Annotated in this window: 16 protein-coding genes; 8 read left to right on the top strand and 8 right to left on the bottom strand. The window is 74.1% G+C overall.

Going from position 1 to position 17,892, the window contains the following annotated elements:
- Window positions 1-165: 165 nt before the first annotated feature.
- Entirely contained in the window at window positions 166-2,274 is a 2,109-nt protein-coding gene (locus ACWY4P_RS50585; RefSeq protein WP_456213323.1) for a protein kinase domain-containing protein, read from the bottom strand.
- Between the two features lie 62 nt (window positions 2,275-2,336).
- On the opposite strand from ACWY4P_RS50585, the gene ACWY4P_RS50580 reads away from it, so the two are divergent.
- Window positions 2,337-3,197 carry an SMI1/KNR4 family protein gene (locus ACWY4P_RS50580; RefSeq protein WP_456207553.1) on the top strand — a complete coding sequence of 287 codons (861 nt, stop codon included), beginning with the start codon at window positions 2,337-2,339 and terminating at the stop codon, window positions 3,195-3,197.
- Between the two features lie 55 nt (window positions 3,198-3,252).
- On the opposite strand, the gene ACWY4P_RS50575 is transcribed toward ACWY4P_RS50580, so the two are convergent.
- From ACWY4P_RS50575 to ACWY4P_RS50565, 3 genes are all read right to left on the bottom strand, one after another.
- Complete coding sequence (locus ACWY4P_RS50575; RefSeq protein ID WP_456207552.1) at window positions 3,253-4,005, bottom strand: polysaccharide deacetylase family protein; 753 nt, start codon at window positions 4,003-4,005, stop codon at window positions 3,253-3,255.
- A 570-nt stretch (window positions 4,006-4,575) separates the two neighbouring features.
- Complete coding sequence (locus ACWY4P_RS50570; RefSeq protein ID WP_456207551.1) at window positions 4,576-5,553, bottom strand: DMT family transporter; 978 nt, start codon at window positions 5,551-5,553, stop codon at window positions 4,576-4,578.
- A gap of 4 nt (window positions 5,554-5,557) precedes the next feature.
- The gene (locus ACWY4P_RS50565) at window positions 5,558-6,376 is read right to left on the bottom strand and encodes an SDR family NAD(P)-dependent oxidoreductase (RefSeq protein ID WP_456207550.1); all 819 of its coding nucleotides are present in this window, start codon (window positions 6,374-6,376) and stop codon (window positions 5,558-5,560) included.
- A 233-nt stretch (window positions 6,377-6,609) separates the two neighbouring features.
- Between ACWY4P_RS50565 and ACWY4P_RS50560 the strand changes: the two genes are divergently transcribed.
- Window positions 6,610-7,734, top strand: coding sequence for an MGDG synthase family glycosyltransferase (locus ACWY4P_RS50560; protein ID WP_456207549.1), 1,125 nt, complete (start codon window positions 6,610-6,612; stop codon window positions 7,732-7,734).
- Between the two features lie 95 nt (window positions 7,735-7,829).
- Here the strand turns inward: ACWY4P_RS50560 and ACWY4P_RS50555 are convergent, their stop codons facing one another.
- The 3 genes from ACWY4P_RS50555 to ACWY4P_RS50545 form a co-directional block, all read right to left on the bottom strand.
- Window positions 7,830-8,513: a prephenate dehydrogenase gene (locus ACWY4P_RS50555; protein ID WP_456207548.1), complete on the bottom strand. Its 684-nt coding sequence runs from the start codon at window positions 8,511-8,513 to the stop codon at window positions 7,830-7,832.
- Window positions 8,514-8,804: 291 nt separating this feature from the next.
- Window positions 8,805-9,275: a VOC family protein gene (locus ACWY4P_RS50550; RefSeq protein ID WP_456207547.1), complete on the bottom strand. Its 471-nt coding sequence runs from the start codon at window positions 9,273-9,275 to the stop codon at window positions 8,805-8,807.
- A 273-nt stretch (window positions 9,276-9,548) separates the two neighbouring features.
- Window positions 9,549-10,205, bottom strand: coding sequence for a winged helix-turn-helix transcriptional regulator (locus ACWY4P_RS50545; protein ID WP_456207546.1), 657 nt, complete (start codon window positions 10,203-10,205; stop codon window positions 9,549-9,551).
- 86 nt (window positions 10,206-10,291) lie between these two features.
- Between ACWY4P_RS50545 and ACWY4P_RS50540 the strand changes: the two genes are divergently transcribed.
- The 5 genes from ACWY4P_RS50540 (at window position 10,292) to ACWY4P_RS50520 (ending at window position 16,873) form a co-directional block, all read left to right on the top strand.
- A complete protein-coding gene (locus ACWY4P_RS50540) occupies window positions 10,292-11,506 on the top strand; it encodes a pyridoxal phosphate-dependent aminotransferase (protein ID WP_456213322.1) in 1,215 nt (404 codons plus the stop codon).
- A 75-nt stretch (window positions 11,507-11,581) separates the two neighbouring features.
- On the top strand, window positions 11,582-12,502 hold the full coding sequence (locus tag ACWY4P_RS50535; protein ID WP_456207545.1) for an AEC family transporter: 921 nt from the start codon (window positions 11,582-11,584) through the stop codon (window positions 12,500-12,502).
- A 179-nt stretch (window positions 12,503-12,681) separates the two neighbouring features.
- On the top strand, window positions 12,682-14,118 hold the full coding sequence (gene gndA / locus ACWY4P_RS50530) for an NADP-dependent phosphogluconate dehydrogenase (RefSeq protein ID WP_456213321.1): 1,437 nt from the start codon (window positions 12,682-12,684) through the stop codon (window positions 14,116-14,118).
- A gap of 122 nt (window positions 14,119-14,240) precedes the next feature.
- Window positions 14,241-15,698, top strand: coding sequence for an MFS transporter (locus tag ACWY4P_RS50525; protein WP_456207544.1), 1,458 nt, complete (start codon window positions 14,241-14,243; stop codon window positions 15,696-15,698).
- Window positions 15,689-16,873 (top strand): anhydro-N-acetylmuramic acid kinase, encoded by a 1,185-nt coding sequence (locus ACWY4P_RS50520; protein WP_456207543.1) that lies wholly within the window; start codon window positions 15,689-15,691, stop codon window positions 16,871-16,873. The genes ACWY4P_RS50525 and ACWY4P_RS50520 overlap by 10 nt, the downstream gene beginning before the upstream one ends.
- Before the next feature lie 18 nt (window positions 16,874-16,891).
- On the opposite strand, the gene ACWY4P_RS50515 is transcribed toward ACWY4P_RS50520, so the two are convergent.
- A complete protein-coding gene (locus ACWY4P_RS50515) occupies window positions 16,892-17,341 on the bottom strand; it encodes a cytidine deaminase (RefSeq protein WP_456207542.1) in 450 nt (149 codons plus the stop codon).
- 51 nt (window positions 17,342-17,392) lie between these two features.
- On the opposite strand from ACWY4P_RS50515, the gene ACWY4P_RS50510 reads away from it, so the two are divergent.
- Complete coding sequence (locus tag ACWY4P_RS50510; protein ID WP_456207541.1) at window positions 17,393-17,872, top strand: macro domain-containing protein; 480 nt, start codon at window positions 17,393-17,395, stop codon at window positions 17,870-17,872.
- The last annotated feature ends 20 nt before the right edge of the window (window positions 17,873-17,892 follow it).

Here is a 17,892-nt window from a genome sequence, read left to right as displayed (position 1 = left end):
TGTCGGCAGCCCTCCCGGCACGGTGTGCCGCGCCCCCGCTATCTGAACGTACCGCAGCCTAGGGGTGTCGAAGCATGGACGTTCCACATGGCCGAGCCCACGGGCGGGGCGTCGGAGCCTGTGCGTCCGGTGCGTCCGGTGCGTCCGGTGCGTTGGCGTGGCAGGTCACAGGACCGGCATCGCCTGTAGGGCGCCGGCGTGGGTCAGGAAGACCCGGTTGGCCGCGCCGGTCAGGTGCCAGGGCTCGTCGCCCCCGCCGCCGAGCGACCACGCCGCCGCGGCCTTGCGCAGGTCGACGGTCACGACTCCGTCGTCCGGGCCGGACCGGTCCGCGCCGAGCGGGTGGTAGAGGGACTGGCCCTGGACCACGGGGGCCACCGTGGGAAGGGTGTGCGTACCGGGGAGGAGGGACCAGGTCTGTTCGCCGGTGCGGGCGTCGACCGCGATCAGCTGGTCCTGCCAGGCGAGGTGGAGGGAGCCGTGGGCCGGGGTGGGTGCGCCCCAGACGCCGCCGCCGGGCGCCGGGGTGGCCCAGCGCCGTGCGCCGTCCGCGAGGGTGAGGGCCCTCAGCGAGGCGCCGCCCAGGTACACGGTGTCGCCCGCGACGGCGGGCGTGAGGGCCACCCCGGCGGCGGTGTCCTGACGCCAGGCGACCGAGCCGTCGTCGGTGCGGTACGCGGTCACCGTCCCGTCGGATCCGGCGACGACGAGCCGTCCTCCGGCCGCTGCCGCCGCGGCGCCCTTCGCCGTGCCGGTCGCCGCCCGGGTCGTCCAGCGGGCCCGAGCGCCCGTCAGCGGCAGTGCGCTCAACCGCCGTTCGCCGTCCAGTACGTACATCGTGTCGGCGTCGGCGGCCAGGAGCCGCGTCGCGCCGGCCGCCCGGGACCAGCGCTCCCGTCCGCCGCGGACGTCCAACGCGGTCAGCCGTCCGCCCGCGGTGACGACGAGGACGACGCCGGCCGCCGTGAGCAGGCCCGCGGCGGACAGCGGCGTGCCCCGGTCGGTCCAGGTCCACGCGGGCTGCCCGGTGTCCGCGGCCCAGGCGGTCAGGCCCTTGGGCGTTCCGGCGACCACGACCTCGCCGGCCGCGAGCGGGCCGGGGCCGTCGGTGGCGAGGCCGTCGCGGGTCCACAGCGGGGCGGGCGCGGTGCCCGTGGTGTACCGCGCCAGCGGGGTGGCGGCGGGCGCGCCGGGGCCACGGCCGTCGCCGCGCAGCAGCCACCACCCCGCCCCGCCGCCCGCGGCGCAGACGGTGACCACGGCCGCGGAGGCGGCCGCGGCCGTCACCCGGCGCCGGGACGGGGCCGCCTCGGGGGCGGCGGAGCGGACCGTACGGTCGGCGTCCGCCGCGCAGCGGGCGAGTTCGGCGGCGAGCGGCCCGGAGCGCCAGGCGGGGCGGCGCAGGGCCAGGCACGGCCGGTTCGCCGCGCGCCATGCGGGACCGCGCGCCGTGCCCCGTTCTGTGCGCAACCGCCGCGCCACCTCACGCGGCTCGGGGCGTTGTGCGGGCTCCTTGGCCAGACAGTCGGTCACCACCCCCAACAGGGTCGGCGGTACGCCCTCCAGGTCCGGCTCCTCATGGACGGTGCGGAACTGGACGGCCGCCGGGTGACCGTCGCCGAAGGGCAGGCGCCCGCCGGCGGCGAACGCGAGCACGGCGCCCAGCGCGAAGACGTCGCCGGATGGCCCGGTGCGCCGGCCGAGCACCTGCTCGGGGGCGGAGAAGCCGGGCGTGGCGGGGGCCGACCCGGCGCCGGTGAGGGTCATTCCGTGCTCGGGCCGGGCGATGCCGAAGTCGATGATGTACGGGCCGCCGCGGGTGAGCACCACGTTCGACGGCTTCAGGTCCCGGTGCACCAGTCCGGCCGCGTGGATCTCCGCCAGCGTTCCGGCCAGTGCCGCCCCCAGCGCCCGCACGTCCGCCTCCGCGAACGGACCGTACCGGTCCACGGCGCGGGTCAGTGTCAGCCCCGGGAGGAATTCCGAGGCGAGCCAGGGCCGTTCGCCCCACATCCCGTGCCCGAGGACGGCCGCCACCCCGGGCCCGCGCACCGACCGCGCCACCTCGGCCTCCCGCCGGAAGCGGTCCAGCATCCCGGGGTCCACACCCTCCGTGGCCCGCAGCGCCTTCACGGCGGCGGTCCGGCCCGCCGCGTCCACCCCCAGATAGACCTTCCCCATGCCGCCCGCGCCGACCACTCCGAGCAGCCGGTAGGGACCGAGCCGCATCGGGTCGTCGTCGGCGAGCGGGGCGACTGTCGGGTTCTCGGTCATGGCCACGACCCGCGATCGTAGACGGTCGTAGACGGCCCCGGACCGGCGTCTACGCTGTGCCCGTGATCTTTCCGCGCGCCCCGCTGTCCGAGCTCGTCCGCCGTGTGCCGCCCCCGTCCGAGGCCGTGGACGGCCACGGCGACTGGGAGGCGGCCGAGGCCGCGCTGGGCGTGCGGCTGCCCGCCGACTTCAAGGCGCTGGTCGCGGCTTACGGGCGGGGCGAGTTCTGCGACCACATCTGCCTGTGCACACCGTTCGGCGAGGACAATCCGGTCCGGCTCGCGGCGGATCTGCTCGAGGACTACGGCGGCATGCGGGACATGTTCCCCGAGCGCTACCCCTATCCGCTGTTTCCCGAGCCGGGGGGACTGATCGCGTGGGCGGTGACCGGCAGCGGACACCATCTGTGCTGGCGCACCGCGGGGCCGCCGGACGAGTGGCCGGTCGTGGTGTGGTCGCGTGACGACGACTACGAGGAGTACGGGCCCGGCGCCGCCGACTTCCTGGAGGGATGGATCACCGGGCGGATCGTCTCGGAGGCCATCCCCAACGACCAGCCCGACCTGGCTCCGTGGTTCGACTCGGCGCGCGAGCTGGCCCATGTGTACGTCGAGCTGGCGGAGGGCGAGCGGCCCTACCCGGAGCGGCTGCGGCTCCTGCGCGAGGCGCTGGCGCCCACCGCCGACCGGGGCGGCTTCGTGTCCGAGCACGACGGCAAGCGGCAGGATCATTTCGCGACCGTGGACGGCGGCTGGGAGGTGACGTACGAGACGGCGTACGGCCATCAGATCCGGGTGGCGTTCCCTCCCGAGGACAGCGAGCGGGCGCGGCTGGCCGTGCTGGGCGCGGCGCGGGTGATGGGCTGTGAGGTGCTGAGGCTGTCGACCGTGCACGGCACGGCCGGGTGGCAGCCCCTGCCCTGAGCCTTGTCGTGGCGCGTCCGGCACGTCCGGCGCGTCCGGTGGCCGGGGGCGTCGCTCAGCCGCCGATCCCGTGGTCGGCGAGCGGACCCACCGTCCAGCCCTCGTCCCGGCATACGCGGACGAGGGCGGGCAGCGCGCCGAGGGTCGCCCGCCAGCAGCCGGGCTCGGCCACCCGGTCGGAGTCGTGGAGCAGCACCGTGCCGCCGCCGCGCAGATCGCGGCGTACGGTGGCGAGCACCGAGGCCGGCGTCGCCTGCGCGGTCCAGTCGCGGCCCCAGGCCGTCCACAGGACGGGGCTGAGCCCGGCCCGTGCGGCGGCCAGCACGCGGCCGCCGGTCAGAACCCCGTACGGCGGCCGGTACCAGCGCGGGACCGTGCCCGTGGTCCGCCGTACGACGCGGGCGGCGTGCGCGACTTCACGCAGGTCGCGGGCGACCGTGGGCAGCCACGGGCGGCTGTGCGTCCAGCCGTGGACGGCGAGCTCATGGCCACGGCGGGAGATGTCCTGTGCGGTCTGCGGGTGGCGCAGGACGCTGTCGCCGAGGACGAAGAAGGTGGCCCGTACGGCGAGCTCGTCGAGGGCGTCGAGGACGTGCGGGGTGGACCCGGGGTCGGGGCCGTCGTCAAAGGTGAGGGCGATGTGGTCGGGCCGCCCGCGGCCGGCCAGGACCGGGAAGAAAGCGCGCCGCACGCCCGGCAGCCACGTGCCGGCGGGGGCCACGTGTGCGGCCGCCACCAGGGCCGTCATCCCCGTGGCCAGAGCCTCGGCCCGCTGGCGGCCGCCGTATCCGGCCATTCGGCGGCTCATGAGCGGCTCATGTGGGGCTGCCGCTTCCGGTCACGTGGGGCCACCGCCCCGGGCACGAGGCTCCACCGCACTCGTGCACGCGGGACCACTGCCCCGGCCACGAAGCGCCACCGCCCGCCCTGGGCACGCGAGACCGCCCCGGCCATGAAGCGCCACCGCCCCGGGCACGGGGCTCCATCGCTCCCGGGCACGCGGGACCGCCACCCCGGGCACGAAGCGCCACCGCACCCGGGCACGCGAGACCGCCGCCCCGGCCACGCGGGACCACCGTCCTGGGCACGCGGGGACCACCGTCCCGGTCGCCCACCGCACCCAGCCACCCGGACCGCCACCCCGGCCACGAAGCGCCACCACTCCCTGGGCACGCGGAACCACCGCCCCCCGGGCACGAAGCGCCGCCGCCCCACCCACCCGGGGCCGCCACCCCCGTCACAAGGCGCCACCGCCCCGGCCACGCGGAACCACTGCCGGCGCGGGCACAAGGCGTGGCGCCACCGCCCCACCCACCCGAGACCACCATCCTGGCCACAAGGCGCCACCGCACCCGCCCACCCGGAACCACCGCCCCCGTCACGAAGCGCCACCGCTTCCGGTCCGGCGCGCCGCGCGGGGTGGGCGGGTGGGGCGCTCGGTGGTCGGCCGGGTGGTTGTGTCCCAGCCGTCGGCGACGGCCGGCGAGCGGGACAGGCCGACGATCCCGGCTGCCATCAGGGCGACACCGACCGCCTCGGGCACGATGCGCGGCCCCAGGGCGACGCGCTCGCCGAAGAGCACCCAGCCCAGCGCGATGCTCATCAGCGCGTCGCCGAGGGTGAGCGCGGGCTGCGACGCCGCGAGGGTGCCGGCCCGCAGGGTGCTCTGTAGCAGCAGGAAGCTCAGCAGCCCGACGCCGCACACCGCGTAGAGCGGCCAGCTGGTGAACACGGCGGCCACGCCGCCGGAGAACCGGCCGGTGAACTCCTTGATCAGCGCCGCGGTGCAGGCGAAACACGTGGCGGTGGCACACCCCAGAACGGCGGCGCGGGCCGGGCCGCGCACCGCGCGGGCCACCGCGCTCAGGACGCACACGGCGAGCGCCGCCAACAGTCCCACCGGGAGCCAGCGGCCGTTCTTCGCGGTGCTCTGGCCGTGCGAGGGGTCGGCGGCCACGAGGAACAGCGCCAGCCCGGCGGCGAGCGTCACGAACGCCAGCCACGTCCGGCCGTCCGGGCGGTGGCGGAAGACGAGGCTGCCGACCACCAACGTGAACAGCAGTTCGGTCACCAGCAGCGGCTGGACGACGGAGAGCCGCCCGACCGCGAGCGCGCCGACCTGGGCCACCGCCGAGACCACCATCGCCGCCCCGCCGGCCAGCCAGAACGGGCGTCGCAGCAGCCGGGCCAGCCGGAGCAGGGACTGCCCGGCCCTCCGCGCGGCCCTCCGCCCCGCTCGCCGCCCCTGCTCTTGTTCCTGCTCCTGTTCCATCGCGGCGCGTCGCTGCAGCACGGACGCCGCGCCGTTGCCCAGGGCGGACAACAGCGCCAGCAGGATCGTCAGCGCGTCGTTCACCTCGTCACCCGAAGCGGGCCGCCAGCCGGCGGTACAGCGCCGGGGCCGCGCTGCGGACCAGTCCGGGCAGGCGCAGCCAGGCGGGTACGTAGACCTCGTCGCGGCCTCGCGCGACGGCGTCCCAGACCGCTTCGGCGACCCGGTCCGGGGGCATCGGGCGGGGTCTGCGGCGGGTGTAGGGGGTGCCGCGGCGGGCGAAGAACGGGGTGTCCACCACGCCCGGGACGACGTGGGTGACCCGTACGCCGGACCCGCGGAGCTCGTACCGCAGGGCGTCGGCGAAGGTGCCGAGCGCCGCTTTGGCGGCGGAGTACACCGCCTCGCCCTCGACCCCCACGCTGCCCGCGACCGATCCGATGAGCACGATGTGTCCGCGCCGCTCGGCCAGCATGCGTGGCAGCACCAGACGCGCCAGGCGTACGGCGGCGAGCAGGTCGACGGAGATCACCCGGTCGATGGCGGCGGGCGGCATCGAACCGAACGGTCCGGCCCAGCCGACCCCCGCCCCGGCGACGAGCAGATCGATCCGCCCGGCCGCGCGGAAGGCCTCCCGGACCAGGTGGCCGCTTCCTTCGTCGGTGGCCAGGTCGGCGGGGAGGGCGGTGGCCGAGGTCCGGGCCGCCACGCGGTCCAGCCGCTCCCGGTGGCGGCCGCTGATCAGCAGCCGCCAGCCGCCCTCGGCGGCCAGCCGGTCCGCGACGGCGGCGCCGATGCCCGAGGACGCGCCCGTCACCAGCGCCACGCCGCGGCATGGGGCGGCGGGGCTTTCGGCGTCCCGGGCCGGGCCACGGTGGGTTCCTGTGTCCGGGAGGGGGCGGGTCATGGCGACTCCCTGTGACGGCCGGCCGGGGCGCGCGGCCGCCAGATGGTTTGGCGACACGCGGATCGGTTACCTCCAGTTAGCCACGTTCAGCTCCACCACGCACCACACGCACCACGCCGCACCACACGCGGCGCACCGGCACCCGCAGCGCGTCGGCCGTACACACCACCGGAGGTGACCATGTACCCGCCGCCCGATGGCCGGCGTGCCGGGCCCCCTCCCCGGGAGCGCCGGTGAGCAGGCGTTTCCTCGTGGTGAGCGCCAGCATGGGCTCCGGTCACGACGCGGTGGCCGGGGAACTGGCGCGGCGCCTTGCGGACCGGGGACACCGGGTGGACCGGACCGATGTCCTCGCGCTGCTGCCCGCCGGGATCGGCCCGGGGCTGCGCTCCGGATACCGGGCGGCGATCCGCCGCCTCCCCGTCCTCTACGCGGGGATCTACGCCGCGTTCTTCCGCCCCGGCCCCGGCCCGCGGCCGGGCAGCGCCCCGCTGGCGGCGCTCGCCGAACACCGCCTGCTGGACCTGGTGGAGCGGTGGCGGCCGGATGTGGTCGTCCCGGTCTTCCACCTCGCCGCCCAGCTCACCGGCCGGCTCCGCGCGGGCGGGGCGCTGCCGGTGCCCAGCGCCGTCGTCGTCACCGACTTCGCGGTGCACCGGCAGTGGCTGCACCCGGGCAACGATCTGCATCTGTGCGTCACCGCCGAGGCGGCCGTCACCGTGCGGCGGGCCGTGGGCCGGCCCGCGGTGGCCACCGGTCCGGTGGTGGCCGGGCGTTTCTTCGCCCCCGCCCCGGGGGCGGCCGACTGGCGGCGCCGCTTCGCGGCCCGCGCGCCCGGGAGGCCTCCGGTGGCGCTGGCGGCGGGTGCGTGGGGGGCCGGTACCCGCCTGGCCGCCACGGCGCGGCTGTTGGCCTCGGCGGGATATCTGCCGGTGGCGCTGTGTGCCCGCAACGAACGGCTGCGCCGCGAGCTGTCGCGGTCGCCCGGGGTGTGGGCCATCGGCTGGGAGCCGGACCTGCCCGGTCTGCTGGCCGCCTCGCGGGCCGTGGTGGACAACGCCGCCGGGCAGACCGCCCTGGAAGCGCTGGCCGCCGGAGTGCCCGTGGTCGGCTACCGCCCCATCCCGGGCCATGGGCGGGAAGGTGTCCGCCACATGGCGGCGCTGGGTGTGAGCGACCACGCGCGGAACGCGCGGGAGCTCGTACGAATGCTCGACACGCTCACCGCGCCCGGCGTGGCGCGTGACCGTCGGATCGCCGCGGGGCGCCGCCTGTTCACCGGCGACGCCGCGGCCTGTCTGGCCGAGGTGGCCCTGGGCCGGGTGGCCGGGGCGGCCCACGGTACGGCGGGCGATTAGGCCTGCCGGTTTGCTCAAGGGGGTGTCGAGGAGGCGCCCGCCGGGCGGTGGATGGGCGGTGTCCGCCCGTCAGGCGCCGACCTCTGCGGCCTGGGTCAGGCCTCGTACAGGCCGCGGCCGGCGCTCTTGGCCCGGTCCGCCTTGCGGAGTCGCTCCAAAGTGTTACGCACGGAGTTGACGTTCGTGCGCGTCTCGTCGCGCCCCAGGGCCTCGTTGACCTCAGCGGCCCGCAGCGGGCGGCCCGCCTTGCGCAGGGCTTCCAGCACATTCTCCGAGAGCCCACCGGAGCGCTCTGCCGCCGGTTCGGTCTTGGGCGCCGCGGCGGCCTTCTTGGCCGTCTTCTTGGCGGCCGGGGCCTTCTTGGCGGCGGTCTTCGAAGTCCGCGCGGCGGCCGGGGCCTTGGCCTTGCCCTTGCTGCGCTGACGGCCGATGGCGGCCTTCCGCGTGGCGGTGGCGGTGGCCCCGGCGGCGGGAGCCGGCTCAGCGGCCGCTTCCGGTGCCGCCTCGGGGGCAGCCTCAGCCGCCGTGGCCGCCTTGTCGTCGGCCACCGGCTCCGGAGCCGCGGTCTCGGCCACGGGCTCCTCCGGCGCCTGCTGCGGCGCCGGCACGCTGGAGAGCGCTTGAAGGCTGTTCAGCGCGCCGCTGACCGCCTCCAGTCGCTTGGTGACAGTTTCCAAATCCTTCTTGAGAGCCTCCTGCTGTTCCTCGAGTCGTGGGAGTTCTGTCTCCAGCGCCTCGATCGTCGATCCCACACTGTTGTCCGCACTCAATGCGTTCACCACCACTTCATACCCTTTCTACGCCCATCGCAGCTGCGATTATGCCTGGTGTTCAGATGTGTACGGTGCCCTCCACACCGCCACACAACACCATCGAATCCACTTGCGCACCACTTCGAACACATGCGTTTCCCCGCGTGTGAATGTCCGACTGGGTGTCAGAATCCCCGGAAGGCCGAGCGTAGAGGTGTAATCGGGCCCAGCGGAACACCGGTTGGCGATACGGATGTGGCCACCACACAGATGTGGCCGCCGTCGGACGTGCGACGGCGGCCACATCGGCATGGCGGGTCACTGCTCGTAGGCGTCCACCAGGCCCTGGATGTCGATCTTCTTCATGCCGAGCATGGCCTTGGTGACCCGCGCCGACTTGACCGGGTCGGGGTCGCGCAGCAGTTCCATCAGCTTCCCCGGCACGATCTGCCACGACAGCCCGTACTTGTCCTTCAGCCAGCCGCAGGGCCCCTCTTCCCCGCCGTCGCCGAGCCGCGCCCACAGCTCGTCCACCTCTTCCTGCGTCGCGCAGTCCACGGAGAGCGAGATGGCCTCGGTGAAGGTGAAGTGGGGGCCGCCGTTGAGCGCGATGAACCGCTGCCCGGCGAGTTCGAAGGTGACGGTCATGACCGTGCCCGCCTCTCCCGGCCCCGCCTCCCCGTAGCGCTGGATGTCCACCACCCGGGAGTCGTCGAAGATGGACGTGTAGTGGTGGGCCGCCTCCTCGGCCTGGTGGTCGAACCACAGGAACGTCGTGATCTTTTGCATGATGTGCTCTCCTCGCCGACTCGGGACCGGTGCCTGTGTGTCCTAGGACCGGCCGGGCCGCGAGAACTCATCGGTCGGGGGCAAAATGGCGGAGCTCATCGGTAGCTGCGCAGGCCACGCCGGTAGGCCGCCGCGCGGTACGGCGGTGGCCGCACCGCATCAGTCGTCGGATCCGGGTGCCGTCGAGTTACGGGCCGCGCGTGTGATCCGCGTCATACGCCGTCGGGAATGACGCCGTCCCGAATACGGCGTGGCCGTCGGGCCGTCCGGACGTCAGGAACGGGCGCCGCGCAGTGCGTCGGCGAGCGGGCCCGCTCCGGTCAGCTCGATGGCTCCGGCGGCGATGCCGTCGGCGACCGTGAGCGTGCCCTGGGCGAGGGCGACGCAGGTGTCGGCGTCCACGACGAGCCGGGCGTCCGCGCGCTCGGCCGGTCCGTCCCCGTACGACGGCTCGGCCGCACCGAACACCAGATGGAAGCCGCCCTCCTCCAGCACCACATCGACGACCCCTTCGTGTTCCGCCGCGAGGTGCCCCAGCCGGTGGAGCAGCGGCAGGGCGAACCAGTGGGCCCGGATGGCGTCGGTGGGCTGCCGCTCGGCCAGCGCGGGCGCGCCCCAGGCGGCGAGGGCGGTGAGGACCGGCAGCAGCGAGCGGCCGTGGGGGGTGAGTTCGTAGACGGAGACCGACGCCGGCGGCGGCAGCTTCCGGCGGGCGAGTACGCCGTCACGCTCCATGTCCTTCAGCCGGGTGGCGAGCATGTCCGTGCTGACCCCGGGCAGGTCGGTGTGGAGGTCGGTGTATCTGCGGGGGCCCGCCAGCAACTCCCGCGCGATCAGCAGCGTCCATCGGTCACCGACAACATCGAGGGCCCGCGCGATCGCGCAGTACTGGTCATAGCTTCGGCGTGGCATGCGCCCCAGTCTAGCCATTTAGTTGGACTTTCCAAGTGGCACCTTGGTAGAACAAAGTAAGCCATCGTCGAGTGATGAGGCGGAGCGAACCGGGAGGGCGCGACATGGAGTTCCGGCAGTCGAGCAAGCTCAGCGAGGTCTGTTACGAGATCCGGGGTCCGGTGATCGAGCACGCCAACGCGCTGGAGGAGGCCGGACACAGCGTGCTGCGCCTCAACACGGGCAATCCGGCGCTGTTCGGGTTCGAGGCCCCGGAGGAGATCCTCCAGGACATGATCCGGATGCTGCCGCAGGCCCACGGCTACAGCGACTCGCGCGGCATCCTCCCCGCCCGCCGGGCCGTGGTCCAGCACTACCAGCAGCACGGCCTGGACGACATCGGCGTGGACGACGTCTTCCTCGGCAACGGCGTCTCCGAGCTGGTGTCCATGTCCGTCCAGGCCCTGGTCGAGGACGGGGACGAAATCCTCATCCCGGCCCCCGACTTCCCGCTGTGGACGGCGGTCACCGCCCTGGCGGGCGGCAAGCCCGTGCACTATGTGTGCGACGAGTCCGCCGACTGGTACCCGGACCTCGACGACATGGCGTCGAAGATCACCGACCGCACGAAGGCCGTGGTGATCATCAGCCCGAACAACCCCACCGGGGCCGTCTACCCGCGCGAGATCCTCGAAGGCATTCTCGACCTGGCGCGCCGCCACCACCTGATGGTCTTCTCCGACGAGATCTACGACAAGATCCTCTACGACGGGGCGGTCCACCACAGCCCCGCCGTCCTCGCCCCGGACCTGGTGTGCCTGACCTTCAGCGGACTGTCCAAGGCCTACCGGGTGGCCGGGTTCCGGTCCGGCTGGGTGGTCGTGTCCGGCCCCCGGCAGCACGCCAGGAACTACCTGGAGGGCCTGACCATGCTGGCCTCCATGCGGCTGTGCCCCAACACCCCCGCGCAGTTCGCGATCCAGGCGGCCCTCGGCGGCCGGCAGTCCATCGAGGACCTCGTGCTGCCCGGCGGACGGCTGCACGAGCAGCGCGACCGCGCGTGGGAGAAGCTGAACGAGATCCCCGGAGTCTCCTGCGTCAAGCCCAAGGGCGCGCTGTACGCGTTTCCGCGCATCGACCTCGGCGTCCACCGGATCCACGACGACGAGCGGTTCGTCCTGGACCTGCTGCTGCGCGAGAAGATCCAGGTGGTACAGGGCACCGGCTTCAACTGGCCGCGCCCCGACCACTTCCGCATCCTCACCCTCCCGCACGTCGACGACCTCGAGTCGGCCATCAGCAGGATCGGGCGGTTCCTCGGCGGTTACCGGCAGTCGTGACCGCGGGCGCCCGAGCGCGCCTTCGCACAGGTGTCGCGCACCACGAGCGGACAACTGTTTGTAAGATGCATGCTTATGGGCGGGGTGATCTCGGGTTTCGGCGTCATCGCGAGCATCGTCGTCACCGGCTACGCCCTGGGGCGCCGCGGCTCGCTGGGCAAGCACGGGCGCGACGTGCTCACCGCACTCGCCTTCCAGGTCGCCAGCCCGGCGCTGCTGTTCTCCACGCTCGCCCGGGCCGACCTCTCCGTCCTGGTGTCGGTCCCGATGCTCGTCACCGCGCTGAGCACCTTCGTCGTCGCGGGGACGTTCATCGCCGTCGGCGCCGTACGCCGGTGGAGCGTGGGCCGGACGACGATCGGCGCGCTGTGCGCCAGCTATGTCAACGCCGGAAATCTGGGCATCCCCGTCGCCATGTACGTCCTCGGGGACGCCTCCCTGATCGCGCCGGTCCTGCTCTTCCAGCAACTCGTCATGGGCCCGATCGCCCTGACGGTCATCGACCTGAGCCGCAGCGAGGGCCGCCAGTCGCTGGTCAGGCGGTTCACCACGCCGCTGCGCAACCCCGTTCTCGTCGGCTCCCTGTGCGGCGTGGCGGTGGCCGCCGCCGGCTGGCGGATCCCCGGGCCGGTCATGGAGCCGGTCTCGCTGCTGGGCGGGATGGCGGTCCCCGGTGTGCTGCTGGCCTTCGGCCTCTCGCTGCCCGGCAGCGCCCTGCCCGGGCGTGGCGAGGATCGCGGCCCGGTGCTGCTGTCGGTGGCGCTGAAGGCCTTCGCGCAGCCGGTGGTGGCGTGGGCCATCGCGGCCGGAGTGTTCGGGCTGGGCGGCGCCGCGCTCTTCGCCGCCGTCGTCACCTCCGCGCTCCCGGCGGCGCAGAACCTCTTCACATACGCCGTGCAGTACGAGACCGCGACGAGGCTGGCGCGCGAGTCGATCCTGCTGTCGACGTTTCTCGCGGCTCCGGTGCTGCTCACGGTGGCGGCGCTGCTCGGCTGAGGGGTGCCGGTCCCCACGAGGAGGCGCGGGCCCGCCCGTGGACACCACACCAGCGATCTCCGCGTCCGCCGCGAGATGTGCCGGATGTGAGTGTCGCGCTGCGCATGCCCGGCGGCCCGGCTACCGTCGATGTCGCTCGGACCCCCGCCAGGAATCGAGGAACAGCAATGGCACCCTCTGTGTCGGCCTCTGCCTCCATCGGAGTCACAGGGCTCGCCGTCATGGGCAGCAACCTCGCCCGCAACTTCGCCCGGCACGGCTACACCGTCGCGGTGCACAACCGGACCCCCACCCGCACCCGCGCCCTGATCGAGGAGTTCGGGCACGAGGGCTCGTTCGTGCCGGCCGAGAGGCCCGCGGACTTCGTGGCCGCGCTGGAGCGGCCCCGGCGGCTGGTGGTGATGGTGAAGGCGGGCGAGCCGACCGACGCGGTGATCGACGAGTTCGTGCCGCTGCTGGACCCCGGGGACATCGTCATCGACGGCGGCAACGCCCACTTCGAGGACACCCGCCGCCGCGAGGCCGCGCTGCGCGAGAGAGGCATCCACTTCGTCGGCACGGGCATCTCCGGCGGCGAGGAGGGCGCGCTGCACGGCCCCTCCATCATGCCCGGCGGGTCGGCGGAGGCCTACGCCGAGGTCGGGCCGATGCTGGAGACGATCAGCGCGCATGTCGACGGCGAGCCGTGCTGCACCCACATCGGCTCGGACGGCGCCGGACACTTCGTCAAGATGGTGCACAACGGCATCGAGTACGCCGACATGCAGCTGATCGCCGAGGCGTACGACCTGCTGCGGCGTGCGGCGGGACACACCCCCGCGCAGATCGCGGACACCTTCCGCCGCTGGAACACCGGCATGCTGAACTCCTACCTCATCGAGATCACCGCCGAGGTCCTCGCCCACACCGACCGGGAAACCGGCAAGCCGTTCGTCGACATCGTCGCCGACGCCGCCGAACAGAAGGGCACCGGCCGCTGGACCGTGCAGATCGCGCTCGACGTGGGCGCGCCGGTGCCCGGCATCGCCGAGGCCGTCTTCGCGCGCTCGCTGTCCGGCCACACCGGTCTGCGCGCGGCCGCCCGGCAGCTGTCGGGACCGCAGGGGGCCGCCCTGGCCGGGGCGGACGCCGACCGCCTGGTCGACCGGGTCGAGCAGGCCCTGTACGCGTCGAAGATCGTCTCGTACGCACAGGGCTGGAACATGATCCAGGCCGCGGCCGACCAGTTCGGCTGGGACATCGACCTGGGCGCGGTGGCCAAGATCTGGCGCGGCGGCTGCATCATCCGGGCCGGCTTCCTGGACGAGATCCGCAGCGCGTACGCGGCCGAACCCGCGCTGCCCACACTGCTCGCCGACGAGCGGTTCGCCCGTCAGCTCGGCGAGGCGCAGGACGCGTGGCGGGCCGTGGTCACCACCGCCGCCCAGCAGGGGATCCCCACGCCCGGGTTCTCCTCCGCGCTCGCCTACTACGACGCGCTGCGCGCCGACCGCCTGCCCGCCGCCCTCATCCAGGGGCTGCGGGACTTCTTCGGCGCCCACACCTACCGGCGCGCCGACCGCGAGGGCGTCTTCCACACCGAGTGGTCCGGCGACCGGAGCGAGACCGGGAAGTGAGGCCGCGCCGGGGCGTGATGTGATCGGCGGCGCCCCGGTGAAGAATCGGGAAACGGGGGAATCAGGAAACGGAAACCGGCTTCTGACCGTGCGAGGACCACGACGGCTGGAGGGAAACACAGGTGACCGTATCCATACCGGATCCGCCCCGGACACCCGGGGAGGCCGTCCGCCCGACGCGCCGCGCCCTGGTGGCGGGGTCGGTGGGCAACTTCATCGAGTGGTACGAGTTCGGCGTCTACGGCTACTTCGCGACGGTCATCGCCGCGAACTTCTTCACCCCCGAGGGAGGAAACGACCTCGAGGGCCTGGTCAAGACCTATGCGTCCTTCGCGCTGGCCTTCTTCTTCCGGCCGATCGGCGCCGCCGTCTTCGGCCGCCTCGGCGACCGGATCGGCCGCCGCCCCGTCCTGATCTCCGTGGTGCTGCTGATGACCGCGGCCACCACGCTGATCGGGCTGCTTCCCACCTACGACACGGTGGGCGCGGCCGCGCCGTGGCTGCTCACCTTTCTGAGGGTGCTGCAAGGGCTGTCCGCGGGCGGCGAGTTCGGCGGGGCGGTCTCGATCATGACGGAGTTCGCTCCTGCCGGGCGGCGCGGGCTGTACGGAGCGTGGCAGTCCTTCACCGTGGCGCTGGGCCTGCTGGGCGGGGCCGGCGTGGCCGCGCTGCTGGCCACGGTGTTGAGCGAGCAGGCGCTGAACGACTGGGGCTGGCGGCTGCCCTTCGTCCTGACGCTGCCGATGGGCCTCGGCGCCCTGTGGCTGCGGCTGCGGCTCGAGGAGACCCCCGCCTTCCGTGGCGCCGGGGGCACCAGGGACGCCGAGGAGCAGACCGGTGGCGCGGCCGCGCCCCTGCCGGCTCCGCCCGTGGCCGAGGTGGCGCGGGCCATTGTCCTGGGCGCCGGGCGCATCATGGGCTGGGCTGCGGCCGGTTACACCTTCCTCGTCGTCCTGCCGTCGTATCTGCAGAGCACCTTGGGGGCCAGCTTCCGGCAGGCGCTGATCGCGACCGTGGTGGCCAATCTGGGCTTCGCCGCCTCCATCATCCCGGCCGGGTGGCTCAGCGACCGGATCGGCAGACGGCCGGTGATGGTGTCCGGGGCCGCGCTGGTGGCCGTCTCGGCGATCCCGCTGCTGGACCTGTTGCAGGACGCGGATCGTTCGAACCTCGTCAAGGGGCCGGCGGTGTTCGCCGCCGGGGCAGCGGTCGGGCTGATGGCCGGCCCCGGCCCGGCCATGCTGGCGGAGATGTTCCCGACCCGGGTCCGCTACACCGGGCTCGGCCTGGCGTACGCGCTGTCGAACGCCGTCTTCTCCGGCTGCGCCGGGCTCATCATCACCAAGACCATCGAGCGGACCGGCGAGGTGGACATCCCCGCGTACTACACCACGGTGACCTGCGCCATCAGCCTCCTGGCGCTCCTCACCCTGCGCGGGGACGACCACCGCGGCCCGCTGCGCGAAGGCCACCGGGCGCGGCAGGGCGAGACACCGCGCCCGGACGGGGCAGGAGACGGGCCGGGGGATGGACAGGAGGACGGGCAGGAGGACGGAAAGGGAGTCGGCCGGTGCGGGTGATCGGGCTGATGTCGGGCACGTCGTACGACGCCATCGACGCCGCGGCCGCCGATCTGGCCCTCGACGGGGACCGGCTTGTGCTGACCCCGCTGGGCCTGGTCAGCGCCCCGTACGAGGAGGAGCTGCGCGAAGCGCTGAGCGCCGCGCTGCCACCGGCGCCGACGACCCTGCGGGCCGTGTGCGAGCTCGACACGCGCATCGGCCAGGCGTTCGCCTCCCTCGCCGTCCGGGCCGACCGGGAGCTGTGCGACGGGCGCGCCGAGCTCATCAGCTCGCACGGGCAGACCGTCTACCACTGGGTGGCGGACGGCCGGGCGTACGGCACCCTCCAGCTGGGGCGGCCCGCCTGGATCGCCGAGGCCACGGGCCACCCGGTCGTCTCCGATCTGCGCAGCCGCGACATCGCCGCGGGCGGGCAGGGGGCGCCCCTGGTGAGCGTCGTCGACACCCTGTGGCTGCGCGGACGGCCCGGCGGGTGCGTGGCGCTGAACCTCGGCGGCATCGCCAACGTCACCGTGGTGCCGGACGGCGGCGGGGAACCCCTCGCGTACGACACCGGGCCGGGCAACGCGCTCATCGACGCGGCGGTGCGCCATCTGACGGGTGGCCGGCTCGACTACGACGAGGACGGCGCGATGGCCGCGCGCGGCACGGTCCACGGCCCGCTGCTGGGCCGGCTGCTGGCGGAGCCGTACTACGCGCGGCCCGCCCCCAAGACGACCGGCAAGGAGCTCTTCCACCTGCCCTATCTCCAGGCCGCGCTCGCGGGTCCGGGCCCACTCCCCGCCGACGATGTGGTCGCCACCCTCACCGAGCTCACCGCCGCCACCGTGGCAGACGCGGTGCGCTCCGCCGGGGCGGGCGAGGTCATCGCCTCGGGGGGCGGCACCCGCAACCCCACGCTGCTGGCCGCCCTGCGCCGGGCCCTGGGGCCCGTCCCGCTGCGCACCTCGGACGAGCTGGGCCTCCCCTCGGCCGCCAAGGAGGCATACGCCTTCGCCGTCCTCGGCTTTCTGACCGCCCATGGGCTGGCCGGCACGGTACCGGCCTGCACCGGCGCCCGCCACCCCAGCGTGCTCGGGTCGATCACCCCGGGCCGCCACGGCCTGCGCCTGCCACCGGAAGCCACTGCCGCAGGCCGGGCCGCGCCGTCCCGGCTGGAGGTCCGGGGGTGACCCGGCCCGTCGCGGGGCTCACCCCTGGCCCGGGCCGCCCTCAGCGCTCTTGGCGCCCTTACCGTCGTTCTGGTGGTCCGCCCAGACGTAGGTGTCGGGCAGCAGCTCGGCGACGGGGACGGTGCGCGGCCGGTCGACGGTGCCGACGATGACTTCGAGCGTGGGGAAGTAGTCGAACAGGAACTGGCGGCAGCGGCCGCACGGCGGTACCACCCCGCGCTCGCGGTCGCCCACCGCGACCATCCTGACCAGCTCGTAGGCGCCCTGGGCCGCCGCGGCGCCGACGGCCACCATCTCCGCGCACGGGCCTCCGGTGAAGTGGTAGGCGTTCACCGCCGTGATGACACGGCCGTCGGCGGCGCGCGCGGCGGCGGCCACGGTGTGGTCGTCGCCCCGGCAGTAGGTCCGCGCGACATGGGCCGCGGCCTGGATGAGCTCCTCGTCGGCGGTGGGGGGCTGCGTGGTCATCTTCTCCGCTCTCGCCGGGGGCTGTCGGTGCCGGGCCGTAACCTGCGGATTATGGCAGCGATCGAGTATGTGCGCGGGGACGCCACCGCGCCGCAGGGGAAGGGAAAGAAGATCATCGCCCATGTCTGCAATGACCTGGGCGGCTGGGGGAAGGGTTTTGTGCTGGCCGTCTCCCGGCGCTGGCCGGAGCCGGAGGAGGCCTACCGGCGCTGGCACCGCGAACGCGCGCGCAATGACTTCGGCCTGGGCGCGGTCCAGTTCGTGCAGGTGAGCCAGTATGTGTGGGTGGCCAATATGGTCGGCCAGCGCGGGATGCGCCCGGGCAGCAAGGGGGTGCCGGTGCGGTACGAGGCGATCGGCGCGGCGCTGGGCCCGGTCGCGGCGAAGGCCGCCGAGCTGGGGGCGTCGGTCCATATGCCGCGCATCGGCTGCGGGCTGGCCGGCGGGCGCTGGGAGCGGATCGAGCCGCTGATAACGGAGCGGTTGGTGGCGCGCGGGATCCCGGTCACCGTCTATGACCACGGCGACTGACCTCCGAGTTGAGCGCTCCC

Source organism: Streptomyces sp. LZ34 (assembly GCF_053890475.1).
This window is presented reverse-complemented; position numbering and strand designations above follow the sequence as displayed.